19 protein-coding genes and 1 other annotated feature are annotated in these 20143 nt (G+C 49.4%); of the genes, 2 read left to right on the forward strand and 17 right to left on the reverse strand.

Annotated features, from left to right (window positions below; all coding sequences use genetic code 11):
• Positions 1 to 192, forward strand: a 192-nt coding sequence (locus C557_RS25285; RefSeq protein ID WP_476703793.1) for a hypothetical protein, incomplete at its 5' end; no start/stop codon positions are given.
• Between the two features lie 832 nt (positions 193 to 1024).
• On the opposite strand, the gene C557_RS0117700 is transcribed toward C557_RS25285, so the two are convergent.
• The 3 genes from C557_RS0117700 to lspA form a co-directional block, all read right to left on the reverse strand.
• Entirely contained in the window at positions 1025 to 2278 is a 1254-nt protein-coding gene (locus C557_RS0117700; protein ID WP_018753217.1) for an LL-diaminopimelate aminotransferase, read from the reverse strand.
• 145 nt (positions 2279 to 2423) lie between these two features.
• Complete coding sequence (locus tag C557_RS0117705; RefSeq protein WP_018753218.1) at positions 2424 to 3371, reverse strand: RluA family pseudouridine synthase; 948 nt, start codon at positions 3369 to 3371, stop codon at positions 2424 to 2426.
• Positions 3368 to 3865 (reverse strand): signal peptidase II, encoded by a 498-nt coding sequence (gene lspA / locus C557_RS0117710; RefSeq protein ID WP_040677280.1) that lies wholly within the window; start codon positions 3863 to 3865, stop codon positions 3368 to 3370. Before lspA ends, C557_RS0117705 begins: the two co-directional genes overlap by 4 nt.
• 183 nt (positions 3866 to 4048) lie before the next feature.
• On the opposite strand from lspA, the gene C557_RS0117715 reads away from it, so the two are divergent.
• A complete protein-coding gene (locus C557_RS0117715) occupies positions 4049 to 4768 on the forward strand; it encodes a TraR/DksA C4-type zinc finger protein (RefSeq protein ID WP_018753220.1) in 720 nt (239 codons plus the stop codon).
• A gap of 7 nt (positions 4769 to 4775) precedes the next feature.
• Here C557_RS0117715 and C557_RS0117720 read toward each other — a convergent pair whose 3' ends face one another.
• The 14 genes from C557_RS0117720 to C557_RS0117785 form a co-directional block, all read right to left on the reverse strand.
• Complete coding sequence (locus C557_RS0117720) at positions 4776 to 5057, reverse strand: DUF5665 domain-containing protein (RefSeq protein WP_420805401.1); 282 nt, start codon at positions 5055 to 5057, stop codon at positions 4776 to 4778.
• A 304-nt stretch (positions 5058 to 5361) separates the two neighbouring features.
• Complete coding sequence (ileS, locus tag C557_RS0117725; RefSeq protein WP_018753222.1) at positions 5362 to 8454, reverse strand: isoleucine--tRNA ligase; 3093 nt, start codon at positions 8452 to 8454, stop codon at positions 5362 to 5364.
• A gap of 54 nt (positions 8455 to 8508) precedes the next feature.
• Positions 8509 to 8788: a binding site (T-box leader), on the reverse strand.
• Positions 8789 to 8928: 140 nt separating this feature from the next.
• Positions 8929 to 9435, reverse strand: a complete 507-nt coding sequence (locus C557_RS0117730) for a DivIVA domain-containing protein (protein WP_018753223.1) — start codon at positions 9433 to 9435, stop codon at positions 8929 to 8931.
• Positions 9436 to 9566: 131 nt separating this feature from the next.
• On the reverse strand, positions 9567 to 10349 hold the full coding sequence (locus C557_RS0117735; protein ID WP_018753224.1) for a YlmH family RNA-binding protein: 783 nt from the start codon (positions 10347 to 10349) through the stop codon (positions 9567 to 9569).
• Positions 10350 to 10359: 10 nt separating this feature from the next.
• On the reverse strand, positions 10360 to 10632 hold the full coding sequence (locus tag C557_RS0117740) for a YggT family protein (RefSeq protein WP_018753225.1): 273 nt from the start codon (positions 10630 to 10632) through the stop codon (positions 10360 to 10362).
• Positions 10633 to 10639: 7 nt separating this feature from the next.
• Positions 10640 to 11092: a cell division protein SepF gene (locus C557_RS0117745; protein ID WP_018753226.1), complete on the reverse strand. Its 453-nt coding sequence runs from the start codon at positions 11090 to 11092 to the stop codon at positions 10640 to 10642.
• Positions 11080 to 11784, reverse strand: a complete 705-nt coding sequence (locus C557_RS0117750) for a YggS family pyridoxal phosphate-dependent enzyme (RefSeq protein ID WP_018753227.1) — start codon at positions 11782 to 11784, stop codon at positions 11080 to 11082. The genes C557_RS0117745 and C557_RS0117750 overlap by 13 nt, the downstream gene beginning before the upstream one ends.
• A gap of 8 nt (positions 11785 to 11792) precedes the next feature.
• Positions 11793 to 12644, reverse strand: coding sequence for a peptidoglycan editing factor PgeF (pgeF, locus tag C557_RS0117755; protein WP_018753228.1), 852 nt, complete (start codon positions 12642 to 12644; stop codon positions 11793 to 11795).
• A 124-nt stretch (positions 12645 to 12768) separates the two neighbouring features.
• Entirely contained in the window at positions 12769 to 13101 is a 333-nt protein-coding gene (locus C557_RS0117760; RefSeq protein ID WP_018753229.1) for a YlmC/YmxH family sporulation protein, read from the reverse strand.
• Between the two features lie 310 nt (positions 13102 to 13411).
• Positions 13412 to 15352 (reverse strand): FAD-dependent oxidoreductase, encoded by a 1941-nt coding sequence (locus tag C557_RS0117765; protein ID WP_018753230.1) that lies wholly within the window; start codon positions 15350 to 15352, stop codon positions 13412 to 13414.
• 123 nt (positions 15353 to 15475) lie between these two features.
• A complete protein-coding gene (locus C557_RS0117770; RefSeq protein WP_018753231.1) occupies positions 15476 to 16309 on the reverse strand; it encodes a MerR family transcriptional regulator in 834 nt (277 codons plus the stop codon).
• 139 nt (positions 16310 to 16448) lie between these two features.
• Complete coding sequence (locus C557_RS0117775) at positions 16449 to 17366, reverse strand: N-acetylglucosamine kinase (RefSeq protein WP_018753232.1); 918 nt, start codon at positions 17364 to 17366, stop codon at positions 16449 to 16451.
• A gap of 40 nt (positions 17367 to 17406) precedes the next feature.
• Positions 17407 to 18972: a beta-N-acetylhexosaminidase gene (nagZ, locus tag C557_RS0117780; RefSeq protein WP_018753233.1), complete on the reverse strand. Its 1566-nt coding sequence runs from the start codon at positions 18970 to 18972 to the stop codon at positions 17407 to 17409.
• 22 nt (positions 18973 to 18994) lie between these two features.
• A complete protein-coding gene (locus C557_RS0117785; RefSeq protein ID WP_018753234.1) occupies positions 18995 to 20137 on the reverse strand; it encodes an exo-beta-N-acetylmuramidase NamZ family protein in 1143 nt (380 codons plus the stop codon).
• Positions 20138 to 20143 lie beyond the last annotated feature (6 nt).

The following is a 20143-nucleotide window of genomic DNA, read 5'->3' on the forward strand; positions in this document are numbered from 1 at the left end:
AGAACGCCATCTTTCCGCCCGTGCCTGCCCAAGTCTACGGCTACAGCCCTTGGCAGCTTTGGATTTCGTCATGTATTGGTGACTCATCCGACTGCGACCGCCTCCAATTGGATTCGTGTACCTCAGGCCGTGCTTTTGCCTCCGGCTTCCTTCAGATTCCACCTCACGGTGGACACCCTTGCCCTTGGCTAACGGTAGGCGCTTGCCAGCCCCCGCTCGGGACTTTCACCCTAGAGATGACGCCCATGCTGGGCGTACCATAAAAAAGACTCCTTGCCTGATTCAGGCAAGGAGTCCTCAGTCATAGTAATTCCATGACTGTCATGTGGGTCTTGGGCAGAATCGCTGCATATGAGCGTAGTTTACCCCATTTCCCCATTCACGTTACCTTGCCAGCCTCACGGGACTGAATTAAAGGTGCTTATGATTTACATGAATTATGACAGAACGAGGTTAGCCTGTCAAGACGCCTGGCCGGAAAATATCCGTAAGCTGTAAGTATCATAAATTCACTTAACACTAATAATTATACGTTTTAAGTTATATTTATTCAACAGTATTTTTAGGACAGAATGAGCTTGGCCGACTGAATTAACAACCTTTCCTATCTCATTTCACTAACAGAATCATTTCGTCATCAGAAAATGCCTTTTTAAACAACCCTTAAACAAAAAAAGAGCTATCCTCAGGTCTTAACAAGAACCTTGAAGACAGCTCAAGCTGCTTAACATTAACACTTAGAGAGGTTGTTCAAAAAGTCGTCATCCCAGGACGTAGCTGTTCCAAGGAGTAGATTCGACATCGAATCTTGAATTCACCCGGGCCAAGCGTTTGCTTCTGTAGTATATTTCTTGCAGAGACATTTCAGTTGCTCACGTACCCCTGCTTCCGAAGTCGTTTTCTGCGAAAACGTGTAGCTCCGCTACTTACGTCCCTAGCTTCATTCAACCTAAAGCGTTTTGAGAAAACGCACATCGGAAGCATAAGCCTCGGTCCTGTAAACCTGACTTCTTGAAAATCGCACTTAAAAGGTAAATTTCACTTCGCCCAATCTGCGTTTAATTTCCGAAATAACACGACGTTCCTCTTCTTCTCCATGCGCAACAAAGGTAACAGAAAAGCGCACATAATGTCCGGCATCATCCCATGGCACCGTAGAGATTAATTTCTCACGAATTAAATATTGAGAGAAGTCCTCAGCCGTGGCAAACACAGGACCGCCCTCTACACCACTTGGAATCTTTACGTACAAGAAAAATGAGCCTTTGGGCTTCGTGGCCGTAAATCCCAAGTCATTTAATGCAGCAACAAGCAATTCATGCCGGCGGGAATATTTAGCGGCGATCTTCTCCGTAATCTCCGGATGCTCAAGCCCGTAGGCACCTGCCTTTTGAATGGCAATGAATTGACCGGAATCGTTGTTGTCCTTGACATCGCTAAAGGCCTTGACGACCAACGGATTCCCCGCCACAAAGCCAATTCTCCAGCCAGTCATATTATACGACTTGGACAAGGAATGAAGCTCGACACCCACATCCTTCGCTCCGGGCACAGACAAAAAGCTAAGCGGTTTTACTCCGTCATAGGTTAACGCTGAATACGGAGCATCATGCACAACGATAACATGATATTTCTTTGCCCAATCAACTACTTTGGCGAAGAATTCCGGCGTAGCGCTTGCTCCTGTGGGATTGTTGGGATAATTCAGGTACAGCAGCTTAGCTTTCAAGGCAATCTCTGCCGGAATTGCATCCAGATCTGGGAGAAAGTGATTTTCTTCTGTCAACGGAACCGTGTACACCTCGCCCCCCAAATACTTCGTATGGGTACCGATGACCGGATACCCGGGAACCGTCATAATTGTTATATCTCCCGGGTTGATAAAGCAGGATGGAAGCATCGCGATTGCCGGCTTTGAACCGATGGAATGCACAACCTCTGTGACCGGATCAATGCCTTCTACGCCAAATACCTTGTGCAAATAAGTGGCGGCAGCTTCCTTAAATTCCGGAATACCATTATCAGCGTAGCCGCGATTCTCCGGTTTGGCCGCTTCTTCAGCCAATTTTGCCACAATGCCGGCATCGGCCATATCGTCAGGCTCACCAACGCCCATATCAATTAATTCAACGTCTGGAAAATCCTTTTTTGCCGCGGCCTTAGCCCGTTTAATCTTCTCAAATTTATAAATAGCGGTATCTTTGCCATAATTCGATCCGCCAATCCGTTCGGCAAATTGCTGCTGAATGTAAGTTTCTTGCCCGTTCAACGTACTCATCTCAGAGTTCCACTCCTTCATATCATAAAAAATCTGCGCAATATAAATATGCAGGAAGCAGAACTAATATTGAATGGATTAATCACCTGATCGTTTGTACTATTTGATTAGGCTGTCTCCTGGAGATGCACATTCAGAAGCTATATTAACGATTTCTAAGTGATACTAATAAAGCTGCCATATCCTCTGGAATAGGAGCTGAATACTCCAGATACCGTGCGTCCTCGGGATGTTCAAATCCCAGCACCGCGGCATGCAGCGCCTGGCCATTCATCTTGATGCCCTTGCTTCGCCCATACAATGGGTCTCCCACCAGCGGATGGCCGATAAACTTCATATGCACGCGAATTTGATGGGTGCGGCCAGTCTCCAGCTTCAGCTCCAGCAAGGTATAATCCCCCAAGCGTTCAACAACCTGGAAGTGGGTAATCGCGGGCTTGCTGTTCCGCTCAATCACGGTATACATCTTACGGTCATGCGGGTCTCGTCCAATCGGCGCATCCACCGTGCCCTGATCATGGCTCACATGGCCATGCACCAGTGCGAAGTATTTTCTCGTCACGGAATGCGCCTTTAATTGAGCCGCCAGTGAAGCGTGAGCTTTATCGTTCTTGGCGGCCATAATCAACCCCGAGGTATCCTTGTCGATCCGGTGCACGATTCCCGGGCGCAACTCCCCGTTGATCCCAGACAAATCACGGCAATGGAACATCAGCGCGTTCACCAAAGTCCCGGAGGCATGTCCTGGTGCGGGATGCACAACCATGCCCCGCTGCTTGTTGACTACGATTACATCCCGATCTTCATAGTAAATATCCAGTGGTATATCCTCCGGTACAATCTCTACTGCTTCAGGTTCGGGCACCGTCAAGCAGATAATATCTCCTGGACTCAGCTTATAATTAGTTTTCACAGAAGCTCCGTTAACCATGAGATTTCCCGCCTCAATCCATAATTGAATTTGACTGCGGGATACCTCTTCGCCCAATTGCTGCTTTACATATTTATCAATTCGTTCCTTAGCATCAGTAGGACTAGCTACCCATTCCAGCTGCTCATCTGCTTCTGCTTCATATGGCTTACTTGAATTCATACCTTCTCCTCATGATCTTGCTGTGCCGCCGCAATTTGCTTCTCTCGGCGAATTTCCATCAACGAATCCAGTATAATCAAGGCTACGCCCACCACAATACAGGAGTCCGCCACATTGAAGATCGGAAAGGTATAGCTGCCGAAATTGAACTGGAGAAAATCCACCACTTCGCCGCTTATCGCCCGATCCAGGAAATTGCCGATGGCCCCCCCCAACACGAGAGATAGCGCCGTGGGCAGCAGCTTGTTAGGCTGCTTCTTCACTTTTTGCAAATACCAAATAATTCCGATCACAACTACAGTGGTTATTACGATAAAAAACCAACGCTGATCTTGCAAAATGCCAAATGCAGCACCTCGGTTCCGATGGGACGTAATCAGAAAGAAATCCCCGATGACCGGAATTTGCTCTCCGATGGTCAAACGGGTTGCGATCAAGTATTTTGTTCCCTGATCAATCAGAAACACAATCAATGCAATCAAGAAATATACCACGCGGCAAGTCACCTCGTTTTTCATTTCCTGTCCGCCTGAAGCGGCAGGATGTTCCACGTTCAAGCCTTGTTTATTGTAGCACAGCGGGAATTGGCCCGTCCATGCACGAAAGGTTTTTCCTTAGGTATTTCGTCTTAATTTTGCGCAAAATAGGCGTAGACATAAGGAAAGGAGCAGCAAGCTATGACTCATTTAACAGCAACTCAACTGGAACAGCTGGCCGCAAAGCTGACCCAAGCCCGCGAATCCCTCATACATCAAGAGCGGGAAGACAAAAGTTATGGATTGGAAAGCTCCCTGCGCGATCAAACGGATGAACTAAGCGTCATTGATAACCATCCTGCCGACCTTGGCTCCGAAGTGTACGAACGCGGCAAGGATCTGGCTTTGGCCGAACACCAGCAATTGCACCTTGCCCGAATCGAGAATGCCCTGCAGCGAATCGCGAATGGAGACTACGGTACTTGTACTGTCTGTGGTAGCCCCATCAAATTTGAACGTCTCGAAGCTATCCCTGAAACGGCATATTGCCTGGAACATAGTCCGCAAACCTCAGTTTCCGCCAGCCGTCCAGTGGAGGAGACTGTTTTGGCTCCTTCATTTGGACGAACGAACCTGGATGATCGGGATGACCAAAATGGCTTTGATGGTGAAGATACCTGGCAGGCCCTGGAGCGCTTTGGCACATCTGGCGTTCCCGCCATCATCGAAAGCTCGGATATGGCGGATTACAATGAGCTTGAGAACGAAAGCCCCACTGAGTTAGAGGGGTTCGTAGAGCCTTATGAGAGCTTTGTTGCCACCGATATTTATGGTCAGCATGCCTGCTTTTATCGTAATCACGCTTATCGCCAGTATATGAATGAGGAAGAACACTTGGAAAGCGAAGACTCATTGGAATAATCCTTCACTAATAATCAAGCTCAAGCTGTCTTTGCACAATACGCACAATATCAGCAATGTAATCACCAATAATGGGTAAATTAAGTGCGCCTAGAATCTGGAGCATGTAAATAATTGTGGCCGCAAAAAAGGTGAATCCAATGGCAATGCCTACGCCCCGGGCTGTACCGGATAACAGGTTCAGCCAAATAAGACGCCAGGGCCGATTCAGCAGTTCGGTATATTCAACAATTCGCGATTTCTCCAATTGTCGGGTCCATTTTAACGTCAGGCGGTATATCGCATTCATTTGCTCTTCAGGATTTTCCGGGTATTCGGCTGGTGGTTCGATAGGTGTTTGTTGACTGCGAGTCATTAGCTCCCCTCCCCATTATGGCCGCAAGATTTTCTCTTTATTAGCGCAAACGAGCCGGGATTTCTGCTATGCAGAGATTTACCCAGGCTCATTTGCACACTTATAGCACGTTAGTGCGTGTTACTTCTAGTGTGTGTTATTTCGTGATCAAAAGACGACTTTTGAACAACCTCTATCTATTATGTTCCATCTGAAACAGACCCATGCAGCCCAGCAGCACGTCGTTACAGGCTAAGCATCAATCAATCCACAGCCGGATCGATTTCTGGCCAAGATCAGCCGTTTCCGGTTTTCCTTCCGCCTCCCCGAACGTCAGCTCATTCACCAATACATTTTCCCGCAATACATGTTCAAAGGCTTGGATAGCTTCCTTCAACTCATCATCTACATCCAGGGTAAGCCGAACGCGCTTCTCTATGGCCAAGTCAAGCTTCTTGCGAGTATCCTGCACGGCGCGCACCACTTCGCGAACCCAGCCCTCTTGCTCTAATTCAGGAGTGATATCCGTGTTGAGCGCCACCGTCAATCCATAGCCCGAAGCTGAAGCAAAGCCCGGTTTGGCTTGCTTTTCGATCAGCAGTTCTTCTGCCGTTACTGTTAACTCCTCACCTTCCGGAGATACAATGGAGAATTGCCCCTGATCCACAATCGCCCGAGTCTGCTCAGCCGCAAGTCCCTTCAGATAGCCCTGCAAAAATCCAACATTTTTGCCATACTTTTTGCCAGCCACCTTCAAATTGAGCTTCAAGGTGAAATCAACAAAGCCGCTGTCGCTATGCTCGATATCGATGACTTTGACATTAATTTCTTCCTTGATAATTTCCTCATATTCCTCAACCGCAAAATGACGATCCATGGAGACAATCAAGTTGGACAAAGGCTGGCGTGTCTTAATGCCGCTTTCGTTGCGTACATTACGAGCAAGCTCGACAATTTGCCGCGCACTTTCCATATCCTGCTCCAGCTCCAAATCGATCAAGGCCTCATCCGGCTGCGGATAATCCGCAAAATGCACGCTCTCCCCACCCCTGAGGTTCGTAAAGATATCCTCGGCGATCATCGGCGCAAACGGAGCAATCAGCTTCGAGACAGTGAGCAATACATGAATGAGTGTTTGATAAGCCGATACCTTATCCTCACCCAGGCCGCTGCCCCAGAAACGGTCCCGGGAACGACGGATATACCAGTTGCTCAATTCATCGACGAAACCTTCAATAGCTTGTGCAGCATTTACATAATCATTAACCGCAAGTCCTTTATCAATAACAGGAATCAGACTATTTAACCGAGAAAGAATCCAACGGTCCAGTTTATTGGTGGATGGACGATAAGGATGCTCCTCCGGTTTGTAGCCGTCAATACCCGCATACAGTGTCAGGAAAGCATGGGTATTGACCAATGTATCCATTACCTTTGATTTGGCCTCGCCCACGATTCCCTTCGAGAATCGCTTGCTGTTCCATGGAGCACTATCAGACAATAAAGCCCAGCGGAATGCATCCGTACCAAACTCGTTGATGATATCCCAGGGATCGATCACGTTCCCTTTGGATTTGGACATCTTTTGCCCATTTTCGTCCAACACATGCCCTGTGGCGATAACCGCTTTGTACGGTGCTTTGCCGGTATATAAAGTAGATATGGCGAGCAAGCTGTAGAACCACCCGCGCGTCTGATCGATTCCTTCGCAAATCATGTCGGCCGGGTATTGCTCCTCGAAGGTCTCCTTATTCTCAAATGGATAGTGATGCTGTGCGAACGGCATCGACCCACTATCGAACCACACATCAATAACTTCGCTTGTACGAGTCATCACGCCGCTCTCGCAATGCGGACAATGTACTTTAACTTCATCTACATAAGGCTTATGCAGTTCAAGGTCCTCGCTGACCTCGCCTACGGCATGTTCACGAAGCTCCTGCAAGCTGTGCGGGGCGAATTGTTCTCCACAATCCGAACATACCCACACATTAAGCGGAGTCCCCCAATAACGGTTCCTGCTAATGTTCCAATCGACCAATTCTTGAAGAAATTTACCGAAGCGTCCTTCACGCACATGCTCCGGATACCATTCTACAGCATTGTTGTTGGCAATCAATTGATCCTTCACTGCCGTTGTCTCAATAAACCAGCTCTCCATCGCATAGTAGAGCAGCGGTGATTTGCAGCGCCAGCAGAAGGGGTAGCTATGCTCGTATTTCTCTTTGCTGTAGAGAAGACCTTGCTCCGACAGCATCTTCACAATATCCAGATCGCAATCCTTCACGAAGCGTCCGGCAAAGTCGGTCACCTCTTCCGTGTATCGGCCTTGCCCGTTCACCACACTGACGAAGCTGATGCCATTCTCGCGGCAGACGCGATAGTCATCCTCACCATGAGCAGGCGCCATATGCACGATCCCCGTACCGCTGGCATCCGTAACGAACGAAGCGCCTACGATGACGTTGATCTTGTCGGCTTTGATGTAGCCAAACGGCGGAGTGTAGGTTTTGCCAATAAACTCGGTTCCCAGATGAGTCGACAATACCGTATAGTCGCCCTTCATCACCTTCTCCACCAAATTTTTGGCAACGATGTACACGCCATCCGCTTGCTGAACCTTGGCATATTCCATCTCCGGATTCATCGCCAGCGCTACGTGAGCTGGCAATGTCCAAGGGGTTGTTGTCCAGGCCAATACGTATTCGCCTGTACCGTGAAGCTTGAACTTGGCGGTAGCACTGAGATCCTTCACGTCCTCGTAGCCCTGTGCAACTTCATGGGAGCTTAGGGACGTTTGACAACATGGGCAATATGGGCTGACCCGATGCCCGCGATATAGCAGGCCCTTATCATGAATCGTCGCCAGGATGTTCCAGACGCTCTCAATGTAGCTGTTATTAAGGGTAATATAAGGGTCATCCAGATCTGCCCAATATGCAATTGCTTCGGTGAACTCACGCCATTGCTTTTCGTAGCCAAACACGCTGTCCTTGCACTTTTTGACGAAGGCTTCAATGCCATATTTCTCAATCTCCTGCTTCCCGGAAATGCCCAGTTCCTTCTCAACCCCAAGCTCAACCGGCAAGCCATGCGTATCCCAGCCCGCTTTACGAACAACCCGGTAGCCCTTCATCGTTTGGTAGCGGCCTATAAAGTCCTTGATAACGCGTCCCAGCACATGACCGATATGCGGCAAGCCGTTGGCCGTAGGCGGCCCATCATAAAATACAAAGTTAGGGCGGCCCTTTCGATTCTCAATGCTCCGCTTGAACGTGTTCTCCCGATTCCATTTGTCCAAAATCCGCAGGTCGCGCGTACGCGCATGTTCTTTGACATCCACTTTCTTCATGTTTTCGCTTCCTTTCACTTGTTTACATAGAAAAAACAAAAAAAGCCCCGCCCCAAAAGGGACGAGACCTGGCTCGCGTTACCACCCTTGTTCCATGAACGTATAGAGCACCTCATAAAAATGAGGATGTGCTTCAAGCGAACATGACACCTTGATCCCATACGCTTCATATGGGGTCGGGATAACGGCCGACAGCCGGCAAAGCTTACTTGATATTTCAGCTTGGCTTCTCCGGGATGATCTTCCACTCGCGCTTTGAACATTGGCTTTCAGCAAATCGCCAACTCTCTGGAGAACAAAATCACGGTGTACTGGTTCCCATCATCAAATGTTTAACCTATTCAAGTACATTATGTACATAGTTATAACGCATTTGGTGCGTGCATGTCAATGAGTCCCTATCCTAACAAAAAACCATTTGCCTCTTCCTTCGATAAGCGGGCAAATGGCATTTATTAATGTTACTTATCAAGCTTAGTATAACTCCGGTACTTCCCGACCTTTATCTGCCGCATGCTCACGGGTATCCAGCGTATCCCATCCGTCGCTGGAAAGCAAATCAAGCTGAGCTTCTACCAGTGTGCGGAACCGTGCTCTGTAAATAGATGCCTGCTTCTTAAGCTCTTCAACCTCCAGGGCCACCTTGCGCGACTTCGCTAGAGACTCGTTCACGATCCGGTCGGCATTCTTCTCCGCTTCCTTCACAATAAGCTGTGCTTCCTTCTTGGCATTATTCTTGACCTCATCAGCAGCTTCCTGAGCCACAATAATTGTCTTGCTCAATGTTTCTTCAATCGTGGCAAAGTGATCCAGCTTCTCCTGTACAGCCAGCAATTGATTATGAAGCTCTTTATTCTCACGAATCACAATTTCATAGTCCTTAATGACCTGATCAAGAAATTCATTGACTTCATCTTCGTCATAACCGCGAATTCGTCTGGAGAACTCTTTGTTATGTATATCTAACGGCGTTAATGGCATGATCCCCACCTCCTATAATTTTCGGGCACCTCCCGCAAGGGGAAGACGCGGTCATTATCCATATCTATGTGGCAACAGATAGTTTGAACTATACTTATTCGACAAGAATTCACCATCTCCTGCAAAGCCAATCACACAAATTTACCGATTTTGACACGATGTCTCCCTTTTTTGGTCAATCCATCTACCTCAAGCACCTTAAAACGACCAAATCCTTGCAGTGCGACGATATCTCCTGCCTTAAGCGGCTTGGAGGGGTCCTCCTCAACACGCCAGTTCACCCGGCAGCGTCCCGCCTTGATTGGAAGCAGTACCTTGTTGCGACTGAGCCGGAACACGTCGCTGGCAATGCCATCCAACCTTAAGGAAGCCACCGTCAAGTCCAGCGGCTCTAGCTCCTTCTCTACCCTTCTTAGCTCGTTTAGCTCCAGAATATCTGTCATTACCCCTACACGGTGCACCTGACGAAGATGAAGCTGAACAAATGAAGCAATCTCTTCCGCCACCACCACATGGCAGCCATCCTCCAGCACATGAATATCACCAATTTTGTCCCGCTTTAGTCCCAAGCCCAAAATTGAACCCAAATAATCACCATGCTGAAGAGTTTGGAACTTTTGGTCCCCCGAAGTTACTGCCAGCACTTTCATTCCCATCGATTCTCCACTAAGATCGCGATAATCAGGGGCTATCAATGCCCGGCATCGTTCAGCACCTTCATAGCCGCCATCCAGGCGAATAACGACATCCGGATGACGATTGGCTAAGGATTCCAAGATGTATCCCTGTCTTGGATCAAGGAAATCGCTGCGTTTGACCTCATGGTATTCCCCCGCATTGACCACCCACTCCCATGCACGGTCAACAAAGGGACGTTCTTCTGGACTAAAATGCTCATATAGTTCTGTTCTCATCAAATTCACGTTACCTGATGATAAAGTACAGCACGCTCAGCAACCCATCTACAGCCAGGCGCAACACAAACAAGGCCACGATCGGGGAAATATCAATGGCTCCCATAATCGGAGGAATAAAGCGCCGGAATATAGCCAAATAAGGCTCAACCAGCTTTCCAAGCAATTCGCCAATGAAACTTTCGCGAGCGTTCGGAACCCAGGACATCAGGATATAGACTAAAATCATGTAGAAGTAGATATTGTAAAGCACTAGTACGATAGAATTGATAGTCCCTATCAAGCAGTCTTCACCTCATTCTGTTATAGTCAGGATCCTCGGTTAGTATTTCCGTAATTGACCCTTCAATTTCAACTGTGTCGGGCGTACATAGAAAGATATTTCCGCCTATCTTGGAAATACTGCCGCTAAGCGCATAGATCGTTCCACTCAGAAAATCGATAATACGCATAGCCTGATCATTGCGCACCCGTTGCAAATTGACAACAACCGATCGGTGCGAACGCAAATGATCAGCAATTTCCTGTGCCTCATCATAGGAACGAGGCTCATAGAGAATAACCTTCACATTCTTCTGGGAGTGAATGCTCACAACGTTATTTCCTCTCTGATTTTTACGGGATTCAAAGCTTGGGGTTTCAAGTTCCGTATCTTCCTCAGCATCGGAGAAACGCTCGCGCTCCACAACTTCCTCTTCTTCCTGCAGCCCCAGATAATTCATAAACCGGTTCATGACTCCCATGTCATCTCTTCCCCTTTCCCCACTAAAATGGTCCCTAGACGCACCCATGTTGCCCCTTCCTCAATCGCTACCTCAAAATCGCCTGACATTCCCATTGACAGTTCGGTTAGCGGTTCATCCATGATACTCAGATCGTTCAACTCGTCACGCAATTTGCGAAGTCTGCGAAACACGGGTCTCGTCAGCTCCGGATCATCCTCAATCGGAGCCATCGTCATGAGACCAATGATCTTGATGTGAGGATAAGCTGCCATTTCTCTCAAGAAATCCGCTGCAGCTTCCGGCGCAATTCCCTGCTTGGAAGCCTCTCCGGATACATTAACCTGTACAAAGGCCGAGACTGTAGTATTCAACCCCTTGGCCCGCTTCTCCACCTCACTCGCCAGAGAAATCCGGTCTAGCGAATGAATATATTGAAATCTACCGATGACATCTTTGACCTTTCTGCTCTGCAAATGGCCGATGAAATGCCATACGCCCTGTCCACCAAGCGCTTCCCACTTCGGCACAGCGTGCTGAGGGCGGTTCTCTCCAATATGGGTTATTCCTTCCTCCAGGACCGCGCGGGTTAAGTCCGATGACACGTACTTGGTAACGGCTACAATATGCACGTCCTCGCGTCTTCGTCCGCTGCGCTCGCAAGCCGCCTGAATTCGCTCTTCCACCTGCTTAATCTGTTCCTTCAGCGACAACGAAAGGATCACCTCTCTTTCATGCCAATCCAGCTGGCCATCCTTCCTGTCACCCCATTTTGCTTGCGGTATGAGAAGAAAATTTCAGGATGGCAGCTTGTACACCACGTTGTACATTCGATATGAGTCGGCAATATTCCTGCTTTAATCATAATGATTCGATTCATTTCTTTCAAGTTCAGCATTGTTTTTCCTTCATGAACAGAGGGAGAGCACCATTCCGACTCCGTTATTCCGTCCTCTTCTGGTGGCAGCGCTAGCCGTGCCTGCGCCATGACCTTCTCATCCACTTCATAGCAGCATTCCCCAATGCTTGGTCCTAGGGCCACGCGAATATCCGCTGGTCGACTGCCAAACTCCTGCTCCATTCTGGACACCATTGCACTTGCCATCCCCGCTACTGTGCCTTTCCAACCAGCATGAGCCAGTCCGACAACCCGCTGTACAGGGTCCGCAAAATATAGGGGAACACAATCGGCATAGAAGGAAGTAAGCAGCACGCCGGGAACATCGGTGAGGAGTCCGTCGGTTTGCTGGAAAGCATCCTGACGGCTCAGGTAGCCCCGCCCAGCATCCCCGGAGCGTACCACAGCAATGTTCGTCCCGTGAACCTGTTCTCCGCAGGTCCATGCCTCGGGCGCAAAGCCCAGCGCCTCGGCCAGAAGGCGCCGGTTCTCCAGCACATGTACAGGATTATCTCCTACATGGTAAGCAAGATTTAATTGATTATAAGGGACCTCTCCGACCCCGCCAGACTTTCCGGTAAAGCCTACGCTCAGCTCAGGCATTAATAAGCTCCAGGAGCGAAGTTCAAACCGCTCCGGCTGCTTTTGATTAGGATTGCTAATAAACGGTTCCATCATCCATCTCCTGGTCAAGATTATTGAAATTATGATTTATTGATAACAGCTTCGTCCTGGGAAGACGACTTTTTGAACTACCTCTTTAAGGACAGTTTACCATAAAGTCGGGCCAGTTTCGCCTCTACCCCCGCCGTTCCGCCTTTCCATCCCGGTCAATATATACCGTGGTATCGTAGGCCCCCCCTTTGGGCTCCCTTGCCTCCTCCATCTTCACCAGCACTACATCAGAACCAATTTTAACAATGTTTCTCCATGGAATGATTAAATCACTGCCACCGCCAAACAATCCCATAAATTTGGCTCCTGCAGGGACCACAATAGCCTCGATCACCCCTTGCCGCAAATCCAGCTCCAAATCGCTGATGTGACCAAGCCGCTTCCCATCTACCACATTAATGACATCCTTCGTCTGAAAATCGGAAATTTTCATATTGGCCCTCACCACACTATCCATGCCCTTCGCCTCCGCTCCACCGAATTCACTGTCCCTTTACTATATGACTCGTATTTTGCGTACATACGTCTAAAAGCGTGGTGAATAAGTTGCCAGAAGGCCGATATGGAGCTGAAACAGCGAGTGTAAGCCCATATCGCCCGTAGGCCCTGTATTGTTCACCACACTTCGAAGCATGAGAAACATCATGCTCAGAATTGGCCTGTTATCTTCTAAACCCAGAAGGACGCAAAAAAAGAGCCACGCCTGACGGAATACATTCCGATCAGGCACAGCTCCTCTTTATCCTGTTCCTTCTAACACTTTAATGCTACTTGCCTAAAGCATCGGCAGCCGCACTCTCGCCGCCAAGACGCCCGGATGTAAAGGAATAACCAATACCTACACCGTTGCCTACATAAGTATCGTTAAACAATACACCTTCAGACTCCAAACCTACTGCATAAAGGCCTTTGACCGGTATCCGCTTATCATTCAGCACCTGGAATTTGGTGTTCACCAGCAAGCCGCCGACAGACCCCAGGTTATTGATTTCGGCAATCACTGCATAGTAAGGTCCTTCGCCCATAGGTTGCAGGTATTCCTTGGACTTGCCAAATTCGCTGTCTACCCCGGTTTGTGTAGCTTTTGCATATTGCTCGAATGCATTCTTGAATACTTCCGCATCCATACCAGCATTTTGAGCCAGTTCTTCTATAGTGTTGCCCTTGTAGCCGTCCCCGTTCTTGACCATCGTCTCGAACACATTCACTACATTCTTCCATGGAGTGTCCAATTTAAATTGATCCGCAAAATCAGCATAGAACTCAGGAGGCATTCCCGGCAGACGTGGTGCTTTAACGCCATTCATCCCCTGACTCTCCAGCGCCTTTAGCTGAGACTGTGAAACAATGACCAGATGATAAGGTCCATTGAAGGCGCTGGTATTCGCCGCAGCTACCGCTGTCAAGGTCGCCGTTTCGTCTCTAAAACGGGCGCCGGATGGGCCCACATTCATCAATGTCGGCAAGTAGCTGAGCATCATCGGATAGCTTGCTTCAAACGATGGATACTCTTTCTTCAAATTGCTTGTTGCTCTTGCCAACGTTTGGTGCAGCATTTGTCCGCCGAAATTATCCGGAACTTTAGCGCCCGCTTCCCAGGCCATTTTCAGGCCTTCGCCAATATTTTGACCAAGTCCGCCGTTAACACCTTCAAAACCAAAGGCTTCCTTGACCATTTCCTTATTGCCGGCATATCCCCCCGTCGCCATCACAACGCTCTTGGCTGAAATTTCCAGGGTTGTTCCATCCGCTTTCTCTGCAACGACGCCAGTTACCACACCATCAGCATTTGTGATGAGCTTCTTGGCAGTGGTTTCCGTAATGACCTGTCCCCCACCTTGCTCCACAGAGCTGGCCAGCATCTTGCGAAGCGTTTCTTCGCGAGTCTCATAAGCGGGCAGCACATGAAGCTGTTCTCCGCCAACATTCTTGAACGAGGTGACATACCCCTTGCTCTTCAGCCAATCGTAAGTATCTCCTGATTTGGTTACATATTGACGCAGGCTGGCTGCGTCCACCCGCCAGTGGTTGTTCACGATCCAATCGGCAATTTCCTTCTCCACATTAACCTTCAAACCACCTTCTACCGCGGCGGAGGAATTGTAGAATTTACCCGCCCAAGACAGGTTGCTGGCACCACCTATAACGGCTGTCTTCTCGATGATGATTACCTTGGCTCCTTTGTCCGCCGCAGTAACCGCTGCGGATACGCCGGAAGCGCCTGCACCAACGACAACAACGTCGGCCTGCAGTTGCTCCGTTTTGCCTTCGCCCGCCTTCTTGACGCCCTCACTCTTCAAGGCAGTCAAATCGCCGCCCGCTTTCTTCACGGCATCCTCCACCGCGCTAAGCAATGCTTGACTTGACAAGCTGGCTCCACTGACAGCATCCACGACCAGTGTTTGATGGGATAAAATTTGCTCCTTCATCTTATTTAGAGCAGAATCCCCCAGTCCTTCCGTTTCTGTTTGGCTTACGATCTGGATATCCTTGATTTCATCAGCTTTTTCCATGGTAACTTCTACTTTGATTGTACCGTCTTTACCCTCTGCTTCCCCCATATAGGTTCCTGCCTTGAATGAAGACGCTGCTGAGGAACCAGAGTTCCCTTCGCCTTGCTTGCTGCCCATACATCCGCTAAGCGCAGATACGATCAGTATCATGCAGAATGTAAGCAAAAGCACCTTGGTCATCCCTTTGCTGTGCATGGCCTTTCTCCCCCTATTGCTTATTGAAGCCCCAAAATGTGATTATTTTCACATGTATTCAGATAAAGCTTGGCTTCTGTTCAAAGCATAAACCTTGGTCTAACACCAAGGTCAATAGAATGTTCAACCAAGATCATCACTAACCTGATTCACAGGAATCAATATCTCAAGATAAGAGCGCTTGACTCCATCCCGCTTCTCAGTGAACATCAATCTGCCAGTCACATCACCAGCCACGGTGAGCTCTTGCTCTTCCAGAGCATCAATCATGAATTGGAGAATGTCCTTCGTAAAATGCTCCTGGCTGGGTGACAGAATAACCGCAGACAAGCATGCGGAAGGTGGAATATATTCCAGCATCCTCTTTTCAAGCTCAATATTCAGTAACTTTACATCCTCCTCAGAGATGGTCAGGCCCCACCCATAATCCAGGCTAAAGGATTCCGAAATGAAGGTCTCCCGCTCAATACAAAAGCAATAGAACGTATAAGGCAGCCATTCCATTAATGTATTGATAACCTCCTCGATGCCCTTGGTATCCAGCAAGTTATTTTTATCGGTCTGTTGAATCCGATATAATCCAGGTCTTGCCTTCAGCTTACATTGCCAAAGGCTTCCTTCGATGTCTTGGATTTCCTTGGCCAATTCATCAAGCTTGCCCAGCAGCATAGTGCTTCGACGAATATCCTCAGCTAGCTGGTTTCTACTCTGCTCGACGCTAGCAAGAATCTTCTCCATAGGAGATTCCTTGATCAACTGAGCTACGTCCTGTAAAGGAATCTGCAGGCTGCGGTACCACCGGCTCATGAGCATATCTCTGGCATCCAAATCGCTAAAGTAACGGTAATTGTTATGCTCGTCCTTCATCGGTTTAACGATATCATGCTTCTCGTATAATCTCAGCGTATCTCTGGATATCCCCAGCAGTGAAGAAAACTCACCTATACAATAATTCATGTTAATTCTCCCCCATCATCTGTTCTCCCTATCATAATGAATAATAGCGTTTTAGACTATGGGGTTGTTAACAGCTGACCGGACTCCCCGAAGAAGCAATCAGCCGTTAATCATTTGAACACTTCAGACATTGTGAAACCTACTTTCCCCACAATTTGAATTTTGCCAATATTACAGCGCCGTAGGCCGCATCCTTGACCGGCATCATCAGCCGGGTTTGCGGATAGCCTAGCGCCAGCCTACGTTCCAGCCCTTCCTGGACAAACCGGGACTTCTGCAAGACGCTCCCAGCCATGGCAATAGGACTTTCCCCCAGCGCCAGCCGCTCGATGACGGGGACAATCAGCTCATACAAACTGGCTGCACTTTGTTCCGCCAGCCTTAGCGCCTGTGCATCCCCCTGCTCGCATGCCGTCGTCAGAATCGGCGCTAGCCGGGCAATATCCTTCTTTGTTGTTCCCTTATCGTACACAAAGCCGATAACCTCCTGTACCGTAGTCATCCCCAGCTGCTGATAAACCAGTTCAGGAACAACGGTATCCTTGATTCTGCCATCTGCAGACTGCACCAGCAAAGCAAGGAGATAACGCCCAATGCTGTACCCGCTGCCTTCATCATCAATCAGGTGACCAAAGCCACCGGTGCGATGCTGCTGTCCCTGTTCGTTAACGCCAAAACAAATGGAGCCTGTACCGGCAATCAGAATAATGCCCTGCAGTCTGTTTTGCGCTCCGTACAAAGCGGTCTCCTGGTCACCGGTAATCGTAAGCGGTCCAGCATAACCACAGTCCCTTGCCTGCTGCTCCAGCAAACTGCGGACAGATGGATTGCTTATTCCAGCGGCTCCTATACAAAGATGGTCCACTAGCTGCAAATGGCCGCAATACAACGTAATTTGGCGAAACATCTCCGTAAAGGAGGCGGAGATAGAATCAGGGTCACCGCCATTATAATTGATAGGTCCCACTGTAAACCGCGTGAGCTCTTCTCCCTTGTCGCTGGCGATGATTACCGCCGTTTTGGTCCCGCCTCCATCCACTCCAACGAGATAGGTCATAAGCTGGCATCCCCTTCATTTATCTTGATTGACCCGTTGACTAGAGCCGAATCTTAATCCTGGCCATTGGCGTAGCCTGGCCGCTCAACATGACAGCCAAGGCGCGAAATGTCTCCGGGGAATAATCAAAGGCGGCCAGCGCACACAAATCCCCCTCAATTATACCCAAATCATAAGGCTGTCCAAGGGCGATAACTGTGACATGACATCCAGTCTTCAATAGTTGTCGGGCAAGGTTAAGCTGGCCCGGATGCTCCCGGGCATTAAACAAGCCCATAATTACTTGCTGGCAGCCCACAGCCCGGCGCAGCACCGCAGACACCTGCTGCTCATCGAGGTCAATGGCGATTGTCTCATATTTGGTCTGAAAGTACTGCCCCATATAGGGAGCGAACCCATAGCTACCATCCACCGCGCTGGAGGCCAAATCGGTACGGTAAGCTGCCGGGCCAACAAAAAGCGCGTGCTTACTACCGACCGCAACAGGCTGGATTTCTCCGCGGACAAGGCTAATCGTCTCCAGCCGCATCAGCTCATTGGCGCGGCGATGCTGCTCGCTGCCCACGACCTCCTCATCCGGCTTTTGTATGCCCGCATATTTCGCTTTATACTTTAAGATCTTCGCCACTGCCGCATCAATAACCGCTTCATCCAGCTCTCCCGTTGCCACCGCTTCTTCAATCAAGCGCATCGCCTCGCGTGCGGTCGCCGGCGTATGACTGACGAATACCAGCTCCACCCCGGCCTGGATCGCCCCCAGAGCGCCCTGGGCCGTACCATAATAATGCTTGATCGCCTCCATCTCCAGGCAGTCCGACAGCACCAGTCCTGTAAAACCCAGCCGCTCCTTCAACAGACCGGTCACGATCTGACGAGACATCGTACCCGGAACACCCGCAGGCTCAATTTGCGGGAACAGAATATGAGCGATCATGATGGCTTCCGCCCCCCGGGCTATCCCTGCCTGGAAAGGCAGCAGCTCAAGCCGTTCCAATTCCTCCAGAGATTTGCCGATGATCGGCAAGCCGAGGTGGGAGTCTACCTCTGTATCCCCATGGCCGGGAAAATGCTTCAAGCAGGACATCACCCCTTCGTCCATCAGCCCTCTCATCATTTGGACGCCATAGGTCGCTACCGTATCCACATCCTCGCCATAGGAGCGGACATTGATCACAGGATTCAGCGCATTGCTGTTCACATCCATCACCGGAGCAAGGTTGAAGTTAATGCCCAGCGCCATCAGTTCTCTGGCGGTTATTCTGCCCGCCGCATAAGCATTTTCCGGCCGTCCCGAGGAAGCGATGGCCATGGCCCCGGGGACATGGGTCGCATCCCTGGGCAGCCGGGTTACCCGGCCCCCTTCCTGATCAATCGTCACAAAGCCCGGGATACCTGTATGCTCCAAGAAACATCTCTGCAATTCGGCAGTAAGTTTGCCGAGCTGCCTTTTATGCTCAATATTGTGCGAGAACAAGATAACATTGCCTACCTTGTCCTGCTTCACCAGTTCCTTATACTCCGCCGTCAGCTCGGTATCATGGAAGCCGACCACGAACATCTGACCAATCTTCTCCTTGAGGCACATTTGCTCTAGCGTTCTCTCCATACGCTTACCTTCCCCCTCGCTGCTAGCGGTATAAATGATAAGCCTGCTTCGTTCTGGCAAATTGCCCACTCTCCTCGGCAAACTGCTCCAGCAACGGCTTGGCCTGGATGTTCTCGGTACGATATACGCTGTCTCCGCCCAGCAGATCGATAAATGGACGCGAGCCCTCCTTCATCGGTGGCAAGAAGCAAAATTCCTCAAACCGATCCCTGATTGCAAACAACAGGTGCACCCCTACCTCAAGTGGCTTCAAGGCATGAATATCGGTAATATAGATCTGCACGCCGCCGCACAGCTTCCCTTGATGCTTGGAGGCGGTTGGCTTGAAATGAACCGGACGGAAGCGAACCCCGGGTAGCCCCCTGGCGTTCATCTCCTTAGCAAGAGCTTCCGCCTGAATAAAGGGAGCGCCAATCATCTCAAACGGAAAGGTTGTACCACGCCCTTCAGAGCAATTGGTGCCCTCGAACAAGCAAGTGCCGACATACAACAGCGCCGTCTCATAACGGGGGATGCCCATTGAAGGATGCACCCAGGTCAACCCGGTATCCGGCAGGGACATGGTGCGCTGCCAGCCTTCCAGAGGCACGACATGAAGCTCGGCCCCCCATTTCATCTGATCATTGGCCATCATAGCCACCTCGCCGGCGGTCAGTCCGTAACGAACCGGGAATTCATAATTGCCAACAAATGATTTGAAGCCCGGCTTGACCAGATTTCCTTCAATGCCTATCCCGTTCAGCGGATTGACCCGATCCAGAACTACAAACTCCACACCTGCCGCAGCGCAATCTTCAAGGGCATACAGCATAGTATAAATAAAAGTATAATAGCGCACTCCGATATCCTGGATATCGTAAATGACGATATCTACCTGATCCAGCATCTGCTTTGTCAGCCGTTTGGAGTCTTTGCGGTACAAGCTATAGACCGGAACCTTCGTCACAGGATCGATATAACTTTCCACCAGCGCTCCCGCATCCAGTTCTCCACGTATGCCATGCTCGGGTGCAAACATCGCGGTCAGATTAAAATGCTCGCGCACGATGGAAATGGTAGGTTCAAAATTTCGGGCAAGGCCTGTAGGTGCCGTAATTAATCCTACTCTTTTACCTGCAAACCATTCGCGATATTTTGTAATGGAATCAACGCCGCTCAACACCATTGTGGA

It is taken from the genome of Paenibacillus sanguinis 2301083 = DSM 16941 (assembly GCF_000374825.1).
Lineage (GTDB): Bacteria > Bacillota > Bacilli > Paenibacillales > Paenibacillaceae > Fontibacillus > Fontibacillus sanguinis.